Origin of the sequence: Candidatus Kurthia intestinigallinarum, assembly GCF_003991225.1 — a bacterium.
In the GTDB taxonomy this organism is placed as follows: Bacteria; Bacillota; Bacilli; order Bacillales_A; family Planococcaceae; genus Kurthia; species Kurthia populi.
The window spans coordinates 754,178-772,301 of record NZ_JTFC01000031.1; the positions used below are offsets into that span (position 1 = coordinate 754,178).

The 18,124-nt window shown below is 40.6% G+C and carries 15 protein-coding genes; 1 reads left to right on the forward strand and 14 read right to left on the reverse strand.

The annotated features are described in order from the left end of the window. Positions 1-154: 154 nt before the first annotated feature. The 7 genes from rpmE to QI30_RS12230 all read right to left on the reverse strand — a co-directional run bounded on the left by rpmE (position 155) and on the right by QI30_RS12230 (position 6,452). Entirely contained in the window at positions 155-355 is a 201-nt protein-coding gene (gene rpmE, locus QI30_RS12200; protein WP_020189088.1) for a 50S ribosomal protein L31, read from the reverse strand. A gap of 159 nt (positions 356-514) precedes the next feature. Next, the gene (rho, locus tag QI30_RS12205; RefSeq protein WP_020189087.1) at positions 515-1,798 is read right to left on the reverse strand and encodes a transcription termination factor Rho; all 1,284 of its coding nucleotides are present in this window, start codon (positions 1,796-1,798) and stop codon (positions 515-517) included. Between the two features lie 184 nt (positions 1,799-1,982). Then, positions 1,983-2,951: a class II fructose-bisphosphatase gene (gene glpX, locus QI30_RS12210; protein ID WP_020189086.1), complete on the reverse strand. Its 969-nt coding sequence runs from the start codon at positions 2,949-2,951 to the stop codon at positions 1,983-1,985. A gap of 129 nt (positions 2,952-3,080) precedes the next feature. Continuing rightward, on the reverse strand, positions 3,081-4,340 hold the full coding sequence (locus tag QI30_RS12215) for a UDP-N-acetylglucosamine 1-carboxyvinyltransferase (protein WP_020189085.1): 1,260 nt from the start codon (positions 4,338-4,340) through the stop codon (positions 3,081-3,083). A gap of 97 nt (positions 4,341-4,437) precedes the next feature. Then, positions 4,438-5,085, reverse strand: coding sequence for a fructose-6-phosphate aldolase (gene fsa / locus QI30_RS12220; RefSeq protein WP_020189084.1), 648 nt, complete (start codon positions 5,083-5,085; stop codon positions 4,438-4,440). A gap of 56 nt (positions 5,086-5,141) precedes the next feature. Further along, positions 5,142-5,996, reverse strand: coding sequence for a class II fructose-1,6-bisphosphate aldolase (fba, locus tag QI30_RS12225; RefSeq protein WP_020189083.1), 855 nt, complete (start codon positions 5,994-5,996; stop codon positions 5,142-5,144). An 84-nt stretch (positions 5,997-6,080) separates the two neighbouring features. Then, positions 6,081-6,452 (reverse strand): response regulator, encoded by a 372-nt coding sequence (locus QI30_RS12230; RefSeq protein WP_020189082.1) that lies wholly within the window; start codon positions 6,450-6,452, stop codon positions 6,081-6,083. A gap of 91 nt (positions 6,453-6,543) precedes the next feature. On the opposite strand from QI30_RS12230, the gene QI30_RS12235 reads away from it, so the two are divergent. Then, complete coding sequence (locus QI30_RS12235) at positions 6,544-7,068, forward strand: DUF2529 family protein (RefSeq protein WP_126990939.1); 525 nt, start codon at positions 6,544-6,546, stop codon at positions 7,066-7,068. Between the two features lie 709 nt (positions 7,069-7,777). Here QI30_RS12235 and QI30_RS12240 read toward each other — a convergent pair. The 7 genes from QI30_RS12240 to icmF form a co-directional block, all read right to left on the reverse strand. Continuing rightward, positions 7,778-8,440, reverse strand: a complete 663-nt coding sequence (locus tag QI30_RS12240; RefSeq protein WP_126990940.1) for an ABC transporter ATP-binding protein — start codon at positions 8,438-8,440, stop codon at positions 7,778-7,780. Then, entirely contained in the window at positions 8,437-9,363 is a 927-nt protein-coding gene (locus tag QI30_RS12245) for a hypothetical protein (protein ID WP_126990941.1), read from the reverse strand. Before QI30_RS12245 ends, QI30_RS12240 begins: the two co-directional genes overlap by 4 nt. Beyond that, positions 9,360-10,505: an ABC transporter permease gene (locus QI30_RS12250; protein WP_126990942.1), complete on the reverse strand. Its 1,146-nt coding sequence runs from the start codon at positions 10,503-10,505 to the stop codon at positions 9,360-9,362. The genes QI30_RS12245 and QI30_RS12250 overlap by 4 nt, the downstream gene beginning before the upstream one ends. 35 nt (positions 10,506-10,540) lie before the next feature. Beyond that, positions 10,541-12,010, reverse strand: coding sequence for a DUF6583 family protein (locus QI30_RS12255; RefSeq protein ID WP_126990943.1), 1,470 nt, complete (start codon positions 12,008-12,010; stop codon positions 10,541-10,543). A gap of 173 nt (positions 12,011-12,183) precedes the next feature. Beyond that, positions 12,184-13,773: a CTP synthase gene (locus QI30_RS12260; RefSeq protein ID WP_126990944.1), complete on the reverse strand. Its 1,590-nt coding sequence runs from the start codon at positions 13,771-13,773 to the stop codon at positions 12,184-12,186. 182 nt (positions 13,774-13,955) lie between these two features. Continuing rightward, a complete protein-coding gene (gene rpoE, locus QI30_RS12265; RefSeq protein WP_126990945.1) occupies positions 13,956-14,495 on the reverse strand; it encodes a DNA-directed RNA polymerase subunit delta in 540 nt (179 codons plus the stop codon). A gap of 301 nt (positions 14,496-14,796) precedes the next feature. Further along, a complete protein-coding gene (icmF, locus tag QI30_RS12270; protein WP_126990946.1) occupies positions 14,797-18,021 on the reverse strand; it encodes a fused isobutyryl-CoA mutase/GTPase IcmF in 3,225 nt (1,074 codons plus the stop codon). Positions 18,022-18,124: the final 103 nt, after the last annotated feature.

Consider the following 18,124-nt stretch of genomic DNA (forward strand, 5'->3'; position numbering starts at 1 on the left):
GTACTGCTCTTTTTTTAATAATTATTTGTTATGTACGAACGAAAATCTTTAAGTAATAACGGAATTTATACTACACGATTTTCGTATCGCAGGCAAGAAAAATACCTGCTACGCAACATGTGCATAGCAGGCATATTTTCTACTTAAATAAAAATTATTTAAGGTTGTATTTTTTGTTGAAGCGATCAACACGACCGTCAGCAGATGCGAATTTTTGACGACCTGTGTAGAATGGGTGACATTCGTTACAGAATTCGACGTTAATAGTTTCTTTTACTGAACCTACAGTGAAAGAGTTACCGCATGAGCATGTTACAGTTGCTTGTTTGAAATCTGGGTGGATACCTTGTTTCATAGTTAATGTTCTCCTCTCGCCCTGAACCATCTGGAACAGAGTTAGTATATACGGTTGCCTTACACGACCCATTGAAACGCCGTATATGCAACACACAATATTTGCATTATGAAAATATGATAACAAATTTCTTTAGTCAATGCAATGATTATTTCTTTTCTAAATTAAGCCGCGACCATTTCGTTGCTCTTTTGATTTATTGTTCAGTGATTCGAAAAACTCCACATTCGATTTTGTTGAGCGTAGTTTTCGTAAAAACTTCTCTGTGAAATCGGATGAATCTGAAAACGTTTTACGAATCGCCCATAATTTATCAAGCTGGTCTTTTTCAAGAAGTAGTTCTTCTTTACGTGTTCCTGAGCGACGAATATCAATCGCTGGGAATATACGACGCTCTGCTAATGAACGATCTAAATGAAGCTCCATATTCCCCGTACCTTTAAATTCCTCATAGATGACCTCATCCATGCGCGAACCTGTATCAACAAGTGCAGTCGCTAAAATCGTTAAGCTACCGCCCTCTTCGATATTACGCGCCGCACCGAAGAAACGTTTCGGACGGTGGAATGCTGCCGGGTCAATACCTCCTGACAGTGTACGACCACTTGGTGGCACAGTCAAATTGTATGCTCGCGCTAAACGCGTAATCGAATCCATTAAAATAATGACGTCACGTTTATGCTCGACAAGACGCATCGCACGTTCAAGCACAAGCTCGGCTACTTTCACGTGATTCTCTGGTAGCTCATCAAATGTCGACGATACGACGTCTGCATTTACAGAACGCTCAATATCGGTTACTTCTTCTGGACGCTCATCAATTAATAAGACGATTAACTCCGATTCCGGATGCAATTCTGTAATGGCGTTCGCAATTTCTTTTAATAAAGATGTTTTCCCTGCTTTTGGCGGTGCAACAATTAAGCCACGTTGACCAAAACCAACAGGTGCCACTAAGTCCATAATGCGCGTTGATAATTTATTTTTTGTTGTTTCAAGCTTAATTTGACGCTCTGGGTATAGCGGTGTGAGTGCGGGGAAATGCACACGTTCTTTCGCTGTTTCAGGGTCCTCTCCGTTCACCGCATCTACATGTAGTAAGCCGTAGTAACGTTCGTTTTCTTTCGGTGGACGTACTTTCCCTGCCACCTTGTCACCGTTACGTAGGCTGAAGCGACGAATTTGTGAAGCGGAAATATAAATATCCTCCGAGCTAGGCGAATAATTAATGGGACGCAAAAAGCCGAAGCCTTCTTGTTGAATGATTTCTAACACGCCATCCATATAGAAATAGCCTTCGCGTTCTGCGCGCACTTTTAAAATCGCGACAATTAATTCTTTTTTTGTGAGCTTGCTATAGTATGACACTTTATATTCGCGTGCAAGCGCATAAAGCTCTTTTAGCGTCATATTTTCAAGCTGTGACATTGTTAAATTAGCCATCTTGAGTACACCACTCTTACATTGAATTTTTCTTTATCGAAATGTGTATAGTTTTGGTAAATTTTAGTTGTACATATACTTCCCTATTATACGATTTACACACCGAAAAAGAAACTTATCTTTGCATGCAAAAAAAGAGGTCGCCCATACAGGCAACCTCTTTGTTATCGTATATAAAATTAAATTAGTCTTTGATGTAAAGATCTGGTTTTTTATCTAAACGGTGACGTCCTTCTACGAAGCGAACAGTTCCTGATTTAGCACGCATAACAACTGATTCAGTTGTACAGTGACCACCTTTAAATTGAACACCTTTTAAAAGTTCGCCATCTGTAACACCCGTTGCTGCGAAGATTGCGTCATCACCTTTTACAAGGTCATCCATGTTTAACACAGTGTTTACTGCGATACCCATTTTTTCGCAACGAGCTACTTCTTCGTCATTAGACGGTACTAAACGACCTTGGAAGTCGCCGCCTAAGCATTTAAGTGCTACAGCTGCGATAACGCCTTCTGGAGCTCCACCAGTACCGAACATAATATCCACGCCAGTTTCATCAAATGCAGTGTTGATAGCTGCTGCTACGTCGCCATCGTTGATGAATTTAATGCGAGCACCTGCTGCACGAATTTCATCGACGATACCTTGGTGACGTTCGCGTTTTAATAAAGTTGCTACAACGTCCTCTACATTTTTGTTTTTCGCTTTAGCTACTGCTTTTAAGTTGTCTGTCACAGAAGCATCGATGCTAACCATGCCCGCTGCTTCAGGACCAACTGCGATTTTTTCCATGTACATGTCAGGTGCATGAAGTAAGTTACCACGGTCTGCAATTGCTAATACTGTTAAAGCATTCCCGCTACCTGCAGCAACGATGTTTGTGCCTTCAAGAGGGTCAACTGCGATATCCACTTGTGGACCGTTTTTATCAGAACCCAATTTTTCACCGATGTAAAGCATTGGCGCTTCGTCCATTTCGCCTTCACCGATTACAACAGTTGCGTCCATAGGAATTGAGTCGAATACTTGGCGCATTGCAGTTGTTGCTGCGTCATCCGCTTCCATTTTAAGACCGCGACCCATCCATCGAGCTGATGCGATTGCTGCTGCTTCTGTTACACGTACTACTTCCATTGATAAACTACGTTTCATGTTTTACTGTTCCTCCCGTTTGCCACTCTATACCGAGTGGTTGTGGTTTAAAAACCAAATCTATTGTAGCACAGTTTATATACAATTTATGTGTTTTTTCACAATGTTAGCAAATGAAAAAATATTTCATCAGTCTTTGATTTCGACTTTACGAATATCTGCTCCAATAGCGGTTAATTTCTCTACAATATGACTATATCCGCGCTCAATATGATAAATATCATGAATAATTGTTTCACCATGTGCAATTAAGCCTGCAATAACAAGTGCCGCACCTGCACGCAAATCTGTAGCAGTAACTGTAGCACCCGTTAGCTCAGTTGGACCCGTAATAATTGATGTACGCCCTTCAACTTTGCCTGTTGCCCCCATACGATTGAGCTCTGCAATGTGTTTAAAGCGCGCAGAATAAATCGTATCCGTAATGACCGCCATCCCGTTCGCCTGCGTTAAAAGTGCCGCAAATGGCTGCTGAAGGTCTGTTGGGAATCCAGGATACACAAGTGTCTTAATATCGACAGCCTTCATCTGTTCGACTTTCGGAATCGTAATGCTTTCCTCGTCTTCAATTACTTCAATGCCCATTTCACGCATTTTTGCCGTCAATGAATCGACGTGCATTGGAATGACATTATCAATGACAACCCCATCGCCAATCGCCGCAGCCAGTAGCATGTATGTACCTGCTTCAATACGGTCTGGAATAATCGTATGGGTCGTACCATGTAAGCTTTCCACACCGTCAATACGAATGACATTTGTCCCAGCGCCTTTAATACGCGCACCCATGCTTGTAAGCAGTGTCGCAACATCAATGATTTCAGGCTCTTTTGCCGCATTTTCAATGATTGTTTGTCCTTCTGCAAGAACTGCTGCGAGCATAATATTAATCGTTGCACCGACACTTGAAACGTCCAAATAAATTTTTGCACCCGTTAATTTTTCAGCACGTAAATAAATCGCGCCATGCTCATTTGTCACGGTCGCACCAAGTGCCTCGAAGCCTTTAATGTGCTGGTCAATCGGGCGTGGTCCAAGATAGCAACCACCCGGTAAACCAATGACAGCCTGTTTAAAGCGGCCAAGCATTGCACCCATTAAATAATATGAGGCACGTAGTTTTTTTACATTGCCATTTGGAAGCGGCATATCGATCATCTTCGTTGGATCGACGGTCATATCGCCGTCCTCAAATGTCACTTCACCGCCAATTTCTTCTAGTAACGATTTTAAAGTCCACACGTCTAAAATCTCTGGTAGGCCCTCAATCGTCACTTTTGAATCTGCTAAAATTGTAGCCGGAATTAAAGCTACTGCACTATTTTTGGCACCGCTCACTTTAATCGTTCCTTTTAAACGGTTGCCACCATTTACTTTAAATACGTCCATAGAAGTCAAAATCTCCTTAAATACAAATTTGTCCCGAAACCACACGCAAACAAGCGCGCAGCTTCAGGACTAAATTGTTATAAATTATTGGAACAAATTATTTGTCTTTGTTAGCCCAATCTTTCATGAATCCGTCGATTCCTTTGTCAGTAAGTGGGTGTTTAAATAATTGTTTTAATACTTTGTAAGGTGTTGTTGCAATATGTGCACCTGCAAGAGCTGCTTGTGTCACGTGTTGAGGGTGACGGATTGATGCAGCAATGATTTGTGAATCGATTTCATGAATCGCGAAGATTTCAGCGATTTCACGAATTAATTCAACACCATCGATACCAATATCATCAAGACGGCCGATAAATGGTGATACGTAAGTTGCACCAGCACGAGCAGCCATTAATGCTTGGTTCGCTGAGAAGATTAATGTAACGTTTGTTTTAATGCCTTCTTTTGTTAAAGCGGCACAAGCTGTAAGACCAGCTTCAGTCATTGGAAGTTTTACAGTGATGTTCGGGTGGATTTTAGAAAGTTCTAAGCCTTCTTTAATCATACCTTCTGCATCTAAAGAAATAACTTCGCCAGATACTGAACCGTCAACTAATTCAGCGATTTCTTTTAAACGGTCGTGGAAAGAGATGTTTTTTTCTTTTGCTACTAATGATGGGTTTGTTGTAACACCTGAAAGGATACCCCATGCATAAGCTTCTTTGATTTCGTCAAAGTTTGCTGTATCGATGAAAAATTTCATTGTGGATTGTTCCCCCTAATTTATAAAACGATGGCTAGTTGCCAAATTATATGTGATTATGCTTGTTGATTACTACCAAAGTCACGGATTTTGCCGATAACTGTTGCTTTAATTGCTTCACGGCCAGGACCCATATATTTACGTGGATCGTAAACTTTTTTGTCGTTTTCTAACACTTCACGAATTGCTGCTGTTTGTGCAATTTGGTTTTCAGTGTTTACGTTAATTTTAGCAGTACCTAAAGAAATCGCTTTTTGGATGTCTTTTAATGGAATACCAGAACCACCATGTAAAACTAATGGTAAATCAGCTAATTCAGAGATTTCTTTCATTTCTTTGAAGCCTAAGTTTGGCTCACCATGGTAAGGACCATGAACTGAACCTAATGCTGGAGCTAAGCAATCGATTGCTGTAGCTTCAACCATTTTACGGCATTCTTCAGGATCCGCGTACATGATACCGCCGATAACGCCATCTTCGTCGCCACCTACTGTACCAAGTTCCGCTTCTACAGATACGCCATGTGCATGCGCGTATTCAACAACTTTAGAAGTAATTTCGATGTTTTCTTCGAATGGGTGATGTGAAGCATCAATCATTACTGATGTGAAACCAGCATCAACTGCTTCTTTACATTTTTCGAAGCTTGAACCGTGATCAAGGTGAATCGCTACTGGTACGGTAATTTTGTAGCTTTCGATTAAGCCTTTTACCATATACACGACAGAAATAAAGCCGCCCATATATTTACCCGCACCCTCAGATACACCTAGGATTACTGGAGATTTTTCTTCTTCTGCAGCTTGTAGAATCGCTTGGACATATTCAAGATTGTTAATGTTGAATTGTCCTACCGCGTATTTACCCTCTTTTGCTTTTTCTAGCATTTCTTTCATAGAAACCAAAGCCATAATATGAATCCTCCTCATGAAATCAAGCATAATTTATTTATTATTCTTAAACAGTACAATCATATCAAAAAGTGACACAATTTACTACTTTAAGTCGTTATCTTTTAACAATTCATTAATTGTTTCGCGCACTTCGATAATTTCAAATGGCTTCTTGAAAAAATGAGCTGCACCAAGGCTTTTCGCCTGATCTACAAGCTCTTGCTCGCCATATGCTGTCATCATCATGATGACGAATTTTTTGTTCAAATCAGCCGCATGCTGAAGAATTTCTACACCATTCATTCCAGGTAATTTCATATCCGTAAGTAGCGCATCAAAATCTTCATTTTTGATTAATTCAATTGCTTCTAGCCCACTGCCTGCTGTTTGAATTTCGTAGCCTTCATTTTTTAATACTTCTTGTAGCACAATGCGAATCCCAGGTTGGTCATCGACGATTAAAATTTTTTTCATAGCTTCCCTCTCCCTTTCCTTCATAGTATCATATCTTCCCTTTACAACTGTTTAAAAAAATCCTTATAATGAGCATCATGAGGTGAAAAAAATGTTAAAAATGTTAACAACACAATTAACGGGCTTATTACAACGTATTGCTTCTGACCAGGAGGAAACGATTGAGGAGGCTGCGCGCCTACTTGCACAAGCAGGCATTACAGATGGCAAGGTATATTTTGCCTGCTTTGGTGAGATGAAAGCACTTGAATATAATGCGGCACATGCCGAGGAGCCATTTGCGAAAATGACGCCTTGGACAGACGATGCTGCTATCACAGATATGGACCGTGTACTTATCGTGACGCGCCATGCTAATGACGAAGAAGCACTTACACTTGCTCAAACGTTATACGATCAATTTATTCCATTCGCGGTCATTACAAGTGAAAAGGAAGCAGACGCTGGAAAAATGGCGGACCTTGCGTATGTGTACGTGTCACTAAAAATGAAACAAGGATTAATTCCAAATGATATCGGCGAACGCATCGTTGTGCCGCATCTTTTAGCAGCGCTTTATCTTTACGAAGCCATTAAGGTGCACTATGACGACATGCTATTTAATGACGAAGAATAATGTACCGAGCCGCCTCTGTGCGGTTTTTTTTATGTGCAATGAAAAATCGTTCATTCCCTCAAGAAGCGTGTTTTGGCTACGACATATTTTTAACTAAGCGACACGTACAGGTCAAAGAGCACGTTGTTTTTGTATATATTTGCGCAGCGGCTATCCTATGACAAAAAAGCAACATGATTTTTCCTATTTTTTTGCGCGTTGACAGATGCTTTTTTAATAAAAGGCTCCCTTAAAAGGGATAAAAACCGGGCGTTTTTGTCCCAAAATGCGCTTTTTCGGGTTCAAAAAGTGGTTGCCATTCTCCTTTTTACTAGTAGTGAATAAATGACAGCCGATTTTCTTGAAATATCGATTTTTCTCGGTCGTGCTGTGTTGAAACTGCCCCTCGGAGCGCCCGAATCGACCCTTTTTTGGTGATTCAGAGCGATTTTCGGCACTTTTTCAGGCTGCATCTTTTGAATAAATGACAGGTTTTTCGTAAACATCTCTGCTTTTTAGCGAAAATGCCTAATTATTTGCGCGAATGGCACATATTTTTAAGTAAGTTGTAGCCAAAACACGCTTCTTAGCAAAATCTTTCATTTAAAAGAGGCTGGGACAAAATACATCATGTTGCTTTTTTAACGTTCGCAATGAAAAACCGGAACCGCGCCACCGCGCGATTCCGGTTTTTCTTATGCTCATAGGAGCGTTTCTTTTTACACGTATTTTACAACTTCGTATACGCGATATTTTTTTCTTCTAGCATATCACGGTAAAACGTATCCTCGCCGATCAGCACAATATTATCTGTGAACGCTTCGATTTCATCTAGTAAGTGCGTCGTTAACAGTACCGTACACGTCGCTGATAATTCATGTAGTACATGCTGAATTTCGGTACGTGATTTTAAATCAATGCCTACAGTCGGCTCATCTAAAATTAAAATCGTTGGCTTTGCGAGTAACCCAATAATTAAATTCACCTTACGCTGCGTACCACCGGACAATTTTTTTACGACGGTTTTGCGCTCCTGCTCTATCGAGAGCTTTTTTAAATAATACGCGATTAATTCATCATCAATCGTTTCTTTCAATAGACCTTTAAAGAACGCCAGATTTTCATCGACGGTCATATGCTCCCACAACGCAATTTCCTGCGGCACATAGCCAATACGTTTTTTTCGTTCATTCGCACTCCACTGCACACCATCATATAAAATGGTGCCAGCGTCAGGCTTTTCAATACCTGCAATCATTTTAAGTAGCGTGGATTTCCCGATACCATTTTGGCCAATAAAAAGTGTCATACCAGCCGTCGGAATTTCAAGTGAACACTTTTCATATACGGCTTTTTTTCGGTAATGTTTCGTGACATTTTGTAGCGTAATCATGCCACCCCTCCTAACTGTAGCAAGATGATAATAACAGCAAGCGTCATCGCGAAAATAAGTGCCATAAATAATTGATGACTCCATGTGCGCACATGCGTCAGTAGCAATGCGACGCCAATTTCAAAAACAACGGCGGCCGCAAGTAATACGAAAATGGCTGTAGCAGATACCGATAGGCCAATCAGCATCATCAGACCAAGTGCTCCGACAACTAATACGAAGCTATGCGCCGCGACATACACCATATAAAACTTGCGATAATTCGTCTCATAAATACGCACCCTCGCCAATGCTTGTGGCTGGCAAAGTGCGCGATTAAGACCAATTTGTGCGACACCAACAAGCAGCATCACAATAATGACAGCTGCTAAGCCAAGTGACTGCGGCGATGAGTCGACTAATGAACGCATCGTTAATTGCCCCTTTGGCTCCACCTTTTTATATTTTGCGAAAACATCTTCAAGCGCGATGTTTTTAACTTTTAAATGCTGTGCGACGATATATGGTAGCTGCTGTTTATAAGCGGTTTTACTAATTGTTTCTGTTACAATATCGCCAACCATATTATGTTGTACATAAAGCGTTAATACGCCGCTTGTCTGTCTTGCTGCTAAGCGTTTTTCATAGTCATCTGGAATGATCACAACCGCAACAGCACGCTGCTTCGCTACTTCATCCTCAGGATAGCGCTCCTCTGTTGATAAATTTGTGACGTGGAAGCGTGGCTGTTTTTTTAATGCTGTCATCAATTGTTTTGACGATTCACTATCGTCAAAATTTTGCACAGCAACGGGTAATTCAATGAGACGATTTTGCTCTGCAATCAGCAGTTTTAGAACGCCTCCTAATACAAGAAAGGCCGCGAATAAAATCGCATAAGTGCGCCAGTTTTTAACAACAATCAATTGAAAGAAAGACTTCATGCGCGCCCCCTCCTTCCAATGATTACAAGCAGTAGCACGAGTAATATACCGATACTAAGCCAAATCGACAACGCGTAATCGATAACATAATTGTTCATAAACAACTGCAACAGCGCATCAAATAATGGCGCAAATGGGTTGTAATATAGCCATGTGCGCTGGAAGTATATCGTCGGAATAATCGCACCTGAGCCGAGCATAATGAATAGCGTCACAATTATTTTCACGATGCCCGCTAAACGGTTTGCACACAATAAGTCAATGACGACATACACGAATGCCATTAAGACGACAAGGCTACTAATTGTGATCACTAAATACGATAGATTATACGTTTCAAATGCGGGCTGTACGAAGTGATACAGCGCAAATATACTAATAAACGCAAACGCAAGTGTATAAACCGTTGCGAGTGCATAGCGCGCAAGTAAAAGTTTTTCCTTTGCAAATGGATACATTTTTAGCCGGTCGCGCATTGCTCTTGGCATATTCATCTGGAAAATTGTGAGCAGTGCTAAAAAGAAGCCTAGCAATACGAGTACATACGCCGATACGACATAGTAATCGGCAAACGGAATCGTTTCTATTTGATGGGCATCAAAAATTGCGCCACGATTTAAGCCATTCGCTAATAAATCCATCATCATCGCAATAATTTCATCATTCGAGGCATCGCGGTAAAAATGACCATACGTCAAAATTCCTGCCTCTGAGACCATCAAGCGGTCATATACAGATAAAGTCAGTTGATTAATAAGAAGTCCTTGCAGCGAGCGATCATCGTATGTCACGACCTCAATGGGCAATGAACCATTTTTATAAAATGCCTTAGTCATGCCTTCTTTCAAAATGATATAGCCATTAATTTTTTTATCGCGCACGCCTTGCTCTGCTGCCTTTTCATCGTATTCCTTTAAGTGAAAGCCATTCGCGAAGCCATCACCTTGTTGTATGGATTTTAAAATCATACGTGTCTCTGCTGTTTCATCGTTATCTACGACGCCAATATGAATCGTTGACTCAGCTGACTGTTTTTGAATGCCGACAATCGTCGCAAGTATAATAAAACAGGCAAACACTAAATACGGAATGATGTACCACTTTTGCAATAAAAAAGAGTGGTACGCTTTCAGTATCTTCATAAAAGCACCACCCTTCTTCTTATTTATTCAAATGATTAAGCGCCAAACTGACTAAATAGCATCTCCATATTCGTTTCAATTGAATCTTGAAGTTCTTGTAGTTCAGCATCTGATAATGTATTTAAATCAACAGCGCCGTCTGCTTTCACATTTAATTTTTCTTTTACATTTGTTGTTGTATCAATATTAATTTTAATTGGTTCGCCGTCCACATCAAAGCTAATTGTCCCTTTTGATGTTTGTTTATTATTCTTCACATCTGAATCAAGCGTACCTTCATATTTTGCGTTGTACGTTTCACCTGTTTGATCTGTAATCGTAAAGTCGATATTATTCGTACGTTTATTACCATCTAATTTTTCGTCGTTTTTCATGTTAATGGCAAACTCTTCGCCTTCAGTAATTGATGTCACTGTGTAATCATCTTTTACTGTGCCTTTACCTTTTGATGTACCTTCTAAACGGAAGCTTTCAACCGCTTGGTCACTACTTTTAAGCTCTGCTACTACTTGTACATCATCGTCCACTTTTTCTGTCATCGTAAATAGCATGTTGTTGTCTTCTTTGCCATCTGCACCTGACCAATTGATATCACGTTTTACGATTGTTTTACCGTCTAGGAAGTTTTTCGCAACAATTTTACCAAATTTCTCATCATCGATGTCCTTCAGTAAATCATCAATTGATTCCTCGTATGATTTTGTTGTTACGCTTGTGATAGATGAACCAAACATTTTTTTGATTTTTTCATCTTTCTTCAGCTCAGCGCCAACATTTTTTAAGACACGTTTAATATCTGCATCTTCTAATGTCATCGTTACTGTATTTAGCTCTTCTTTTTTACCGAATACATCTGTCGTTTCTTTTCCTTTTTCAAACTGCTCATCTTCTAAAGAATCCATTACGACTTTTAAATAACGGTATTGCATTTCTTCCGCTTCTTCTTGCGTCATATTTGATGCCATTAATTCATTTAAGTTCAGCATGCTCGGATCGAAATCCTCTGGTGCTGGCTCGCCTGCAATGCGTTCATATACTTTTTTCATATCAGCATTTTTAACCATTAATTTATCATTGAATAATGGTGCTGCAATGTACTGTGCATCTTTGTCAGCTGTCCACTCAAATTTATCTATTTCTGTACCCGCAAAAGTTGGTACAAATGATAATTCTGATTGTTGATTCTTTTCGTCATGACCTGCGTTAAATACAAGATTTGTTGATTCGACCATTGATGCCGGAACACCAAGTGATGATAGTAATGAGTCTGAAACTTCTGCACTCAATTTAACCGATCCACGGTATGATTCATTAACCATTTCATCTTGAAGTGCTACCTCATTTTTGAAACGTTCATCGAAATAGCTACCCCATGTTTCCATTGATTGCTTTTCACTTAATAAATATTTGTTCTTTGGTGTATTTGTCATGTAATAATAAATGCCGCCTGCTGCTGCTAATAATAAAACAAGTACACCTATGATAATCCCTACTTTTTTACCCATATCCACACTCCTTTTCTCTTTAATTCCATTATATAGGAAATTAACATCTATCTCTATGGTCTGTATTTCCTTCATTGTTTTAACACTTTTTCACTATATTTCACTATTTAAATATAGAATAGGTGAAAAAAATGAGGGCTCCTCAAGAGGTAGCCCTCATTTACTAGTACCGATTATTTTACAGAAGCACCAATGAAGTCACGGAATAACGGTTGTGGACGTTGTGGACGTGACACGAATTCTGGGTGGAATTGTGCCGCCACGAAGAAGTCTTTTTCTGGTAGCTCAATGATTTCTGCTAAACGGCCATCTGGTGATAAGCCTGAGAAGACAAGACCAGCTGCTTCCATTGCTTCACGGTATTCATTATTGAATTCATAACGGTGACGGTGACGTTCGTACACTAAATCTTCTGCATAGATTTCACGTGCGCGAGAGCCTTCTTTTAATTTACATGGGTATAAGCCAAGACGTAATGTCCCGCCAAGATCTTCTACGTCTTCTTGGTCTGGTAATAAGTCGATGATTGGGTATTGCGTTTCAGCCAACTCCGTTGAGTGCGCGCCTTCTAAGCCTAGAACATTTCGTGCAAATTCAACGGCCGCCATTTGCATCCCTAAACAAATACCTAAGAATGGTACATTGTTTTCACGCGCAAATTTGATTGCTTCAATTTTCCCTTCGACACCACGGTCACCGAAGCCACCTGGTACAAGGATGCCGTCTACATCTGACAGTAATTCGTTCACATTTTCAGCGTTGATGTGTTCCGCATTGATCCAGTCGATATCGATATCGGTATCATGCGCGTAGCCTGCGTGTTTTAATGCTTCTGCTACAGAGATGTACGCATCTTGCAGCTCAACATATTTCCCAACAAGTGCGATTTTTGTTGTTTTCGAAAGGTTTTTCACGCGTTCCACAAGTGCTTTCCATTCGGTCATATCAGCAGCTGGTGCTTGGATACCGAAGTGGTCAAGTACGATTGAATCTAACCCTTGTGCTTGAAGTGCTAATGGAATATCGTACAAGCTTTCTGCATCGACACATTCCACGACTTCATTTGATTCGACGTCACAGAATAACGCGATTTTATCTTTCATGCCCTGTGGTACAGAACGGTCCGAACGTAATACTAGTACGTTTGGTTGAATCCCTAACGAACGTAATTCTTTTACTGAGTGCTGTGTTGGTTTTGTTTTTAATTCGCCTGACGCTGCGATATACGGTACAAGTGTACAGTGTAGGTAAAGCACGTTGTCACTACCTAGATCACGTTTTAATTGGCGAATTGCTTCTAAAAATGGTAGTGATTCGATATCACCAACCGTACCGCCGATTTCCGTAATCACGACATCCGCATTTGTTTCACGGCCTGCGCGTTGGATACGGTCTTTGATTTCATTTGTGATATGAGGAATAACTTGTACCGTACCACCATTGTAATCACCGCGACGTTCTTTACGTAATACTGAGGCGTATACGCGACCAGAAGTGACCGTTGAATGTTTGCCTAAGTTAATGTCGATGAAACGTTCATAGTGACCTAAGTCTAAGTCCGTTTCTGCGCCGTCATCTGTAACGAATACTTCCCCATGTTGATACGGGCTCATTGTCCCTGGGTCAATATTGATGTACGGGTCAAATTTTTGTGTTGTGATTTCTAGGCCACGGTTTTTTAATAAACGGCCAAGTGATGCTGCAGTGATCCCTTTACCAAGTGATGATACAACGCCGCCTGTTACGAAAATATATTTAGTCAAAATAATTCCTCCTCAGTAATTCTTTCTTTCCCAAAGCACTAAAAATACCTTTAGAAAAAACAAAAAAACGCTCCGCCCGCAACTAATTGCAGGGGGAGCGTGAATTTACACGGTCATACTCCTTTTTTAAGGAGCCCATATAAAAGGTTAAACGTTTTGTTATTTAATGTCAAGAGTGAAGATTATTTTTCGTCTTCGTCCTCTTCGTCTTCGTAGTCTAAATCGTCTTCATCGTCTAAATCGATGTCTTCTTCAACAACGTCAAGGCCAGCTAATTCGTCGTCCTCTTCGTCTTCGTTTAAATCGCGATCAAGATCGTCATCTGATTCATCGTCGAAGTCATTTTCGTTATCTTCTAACACTAATTCTTCGTCGTCATCTTTGTCGATTTCTAAATCAATTTCTTCATCTTCATGGTCGTGAACTTTTACAGTTGGAGCAGTTTCTTCTTCAACTTGGTCAATTGCGTACCATTCACGTAGACCCCAGCGGCTTTCACCTAATACTAGGAAACGACCGTCGATGTTCATATCTGTATAGAATTGTACGATTGCCTCTTTTAGTTGCGCTTCTGTACGCGCGCCTAAAGCAATAATTTGGTCAGTAATTTCGTTAAATGGAATCGCTTGGCCTTTTTCAACTAAAATACGATGTGCTAAGTTAATTAATGATTCTTGGGTTAATTGTTCTGATGTTAAATCACGAAGGTTCAATTCGTGCACGTCCTTTCTCTACTTAAACATACTAATTATTATATACATATTGTGCTCTGTTACGCCACATTCAATTGTCTTTTTTCTGACGTTTGACACTACGATAAACGTAGTAAAATAAATATAGGGCTAAAATTAAAAGTGGAATCGCGCCCAATTGTTTATTATACAACAAATACGTCGCAATGGCGCAAGCGATTATAATTAAATAGTGTATGATTCTCTCCATATACCTTGGTGCTCCTCAGCATAGCTTTTCCCTATATTATACAGAAAAAACCATAAAAACACGTCTATGAACCTTCTTTTATTACATATTTCGACGATATTTACCGCCAACTTCATATAAAGCATTTGTGATTTGTCCCAAACTTGCGTATTTAACCGTCTCCATTAACTCATCAAAAATATTATTTCCTGATTTCGCAACTTCTTGCAGACGTTTCAGCATTTCAGCAGATTTCCCTTCATGCTTCGCTTGGAATTTACGTAAGTTCACAATTTGCGTTGTTTTTTCTTCTGTCGATGCACGCGCAATCTCCATATTATCGAATAATTCTTCATCATTGGCATTTGGATTTAAGTACGTGTTCACACCGATAATTGGTAGCTCACCAGAATGTTTCAAATGCTCATAGTACATTGATTCTTCTTGAATTTTTGCACGCTGATACTGCGTCTCCATTGCGCCAAGCACGCCACCACGGTCATCAATACGGTCAAATTCTGCAAGTACCGCTTCTTCCACTAATGTCGTTAACTCATCAATAATATAGGAACCTTGTAATGGATTTTCATTTTTTGAGAGGCCATGCTCTTTCGTAATAATTAACTGAATGGCCATCGCGCGGCGAACAGACTCTTCAGTCGGTGTTGTAATCGCTTCATCGTATGCGTTTGTATGCAGTGAGTTACATTGATCTTGCAGTGCCATTAATGCTTGCAGCGTCGTACGAATATCATTAAAATCAATTTCCTGTGCATGGAGGCTACGACCTGACGTTTGTACATGATATTTCAATTTTTGACTACGCTCATTCGCACCGTATTTATCACGCATCGCAACTGCCCAAATACGACGTGCCACACGGCCAATCACTGTATATTCTGGGTCTAAGCCATTTGAGAAGAAGAACGATAGATTCGGCGCAAAGTCATCAATATTCATACCACGGCTTAAATAGTATTCCACAAATGTGAAGCCATTTGATAACGTGAACGCTAGTTGTGAAATTGGATTCGCACCTGCTTCTGCAATATGGTAGCCAGAAATCGACACTGAGTAATAATTACGTACATCGTGGTCGATGAAGTATTGCTGAATATCGCCCATCATACGTAGTGCAAACTCTGTCGAGAAAATACATGTATTTTGCCCTTGGTCTTCTTTTAAAATATCCGCTTGTACCGTACCACGCACGACATGTAAGGTTTCTGCTTTTACCGCTGCATGTTCTTCTTCTGTAAGCCCACGTCCAAGCTCTGCTTCCTTCTGCGTCACCTGCTGATCAATCGCTGTGTTTAAAAACATCGCTAAAATAATCGGCGCTGGTCCGTTAATTGTCATCGATACCGATGTTGACGGTGCACATAAATCAAAACCGGCATACAGCTTTTTCATATCCTCTAGCGTACAAACACTCACGCCTGATTCACCAATTTTCCCGTAAATATCTGGGCGCTCATTCGGGTCCTCTCCGTAAAGCGTCACCGAGTCAAAGGCCGTTGATAAACGTTTGGCATCATCGCCCGCTGATAAATAGTGGAAGCGTTTATTCGTACGCTCTGGTGTGCCTTCACCTGCGAATTGACGTTTTGGATCTTCTCCCTGACGCTTGAATGGGAATACGCCTGCTGTATACGGGAACGAGCCTGGTACGTTTTCGCTATACGCAAACTGTAAAATTTCGCCGTAGTCCTTCATTTTTGGTAGGACGATTTTCGGAATTTTTGTACCCGATAAAGACTCGCTCACTAAAATCGTGCGAATTTCCTTATCACGTACTTTTGTCACCATAACATCCCCTGAGTAGCTTTCTTTTAGCGCCTCCCAGTTATCTAAAATCTTCTTCGATTGTGGTGTCAGTTCAATTTGAAGCGCTTTCAATTTTTCCGTTAAAATCGCTTGTGTCGGTGCATCATCCACTAATGAAATCGCACCCTCTAGCTGGAAGATTTTACGCGCAATATCGACCTGCTGTGCGGTTGTCTTTTTGTAGCCACGTACCGTATCGGTAATTTCACGTAAATAATAGCGGCGGTCATTCGGGATAATAACATGGTCCTTTTGCGTTTTTACAAATTCACTATAAGATGTTTCCCAGTTAAGACCTGCTTTATCACGTAGCACATGCAACAGTGCCGCAAATAATGAATTCGTTCCCTTGTCGTTAAATTGACTCGCAATTGTACCATAGACGGGCATATCGTCTGGTGATTCATTGAAGCGATTATGACTACGCTGATATTGTTTTTTCACATGCGTCATCGCATCCTCTGACCCTTTACGCTCAAATTTATTGATGACAATCAAATCGGCAAAATCAATCATATCGATTTTTTCTAGCTGTGTTGGCGCACCAAATTCACTCGTCATCACATACATCGATAAATCCGATACTTTTGTAATGGCCGCATCCCCCTGACCAATACCGCTCGTTTCTACGATAATTAAATCAAAGCCAGCTGCCTTCACTACGTCTAATACATCATCGAGATTATCTGAAATCTCTGAGTGTGACTCACGCGTTGCCAGTGAGCGCATATAAATACGATTATTAAAAATGGCATTCATGCGAATACGGTCACCAAGTAAGGCCCCGCCTGTTTTTTGCTTTGTCGGGTCAATCGACACAATCGCAATACGTACATCTGGTAGTTCTTGTAAGAAGCGACGAATTAATTCATCTGTGAGAGAGCTCTTACCTGCACCACCTGTACCTGTAATACCTAAAACTGGTGTGTTTTTTGAACGTCTGCGTGCCTCCGCCATAAATTCCTCAGACGCTTTATTTTCAGCAATCGTAATCGCCTTTGCAAGCGCTAGTTGATTATCTGGTGACATAGCATCAAGCAGGGACACATCTTCTTGCTCAACCGTTTTGAAATCACTGTTTTCAAGCATTAAATTAATCATACCTTGAAGGCCTAATGTGCGCCCATCCTCTGGTGAGAACAGATGATTGACACCATATGCGTGAAGCTCCTTCGCCTCGGACGGTAAAATAACCCCGCCACCTCCGCCAAAGATTTGAATATGCTCAGCGCCTTTTTCTTTCAGTAAGTCATAAATATATTTAAAGTATTCGACGTGACCACCTTGATAAGAAGAGACCGCAATCCCTTGTGCGTCCTCTTGAATCGCTGCATCGACAATTTCTTCTACAGAACGATTATGCCCTAGGTGAATGACTTCTGCACCGCTTGCTTGCAAAATACGACGCATAATATTAATTGTGGCGTCATGCCCATCGAATAAACTTGATGCTGTCACAAAACGTAATGCATTTTTCGCTTGGTATACCGTTGCTTCCATAATAGAACTCCCCCTTTTAGTAAAAAAAGAGACTACCCGCTGATGCGTCCTCTCTTTATAGAAAATGTTCTCTATAGGATCGAATACAACTAACGAATAGCCT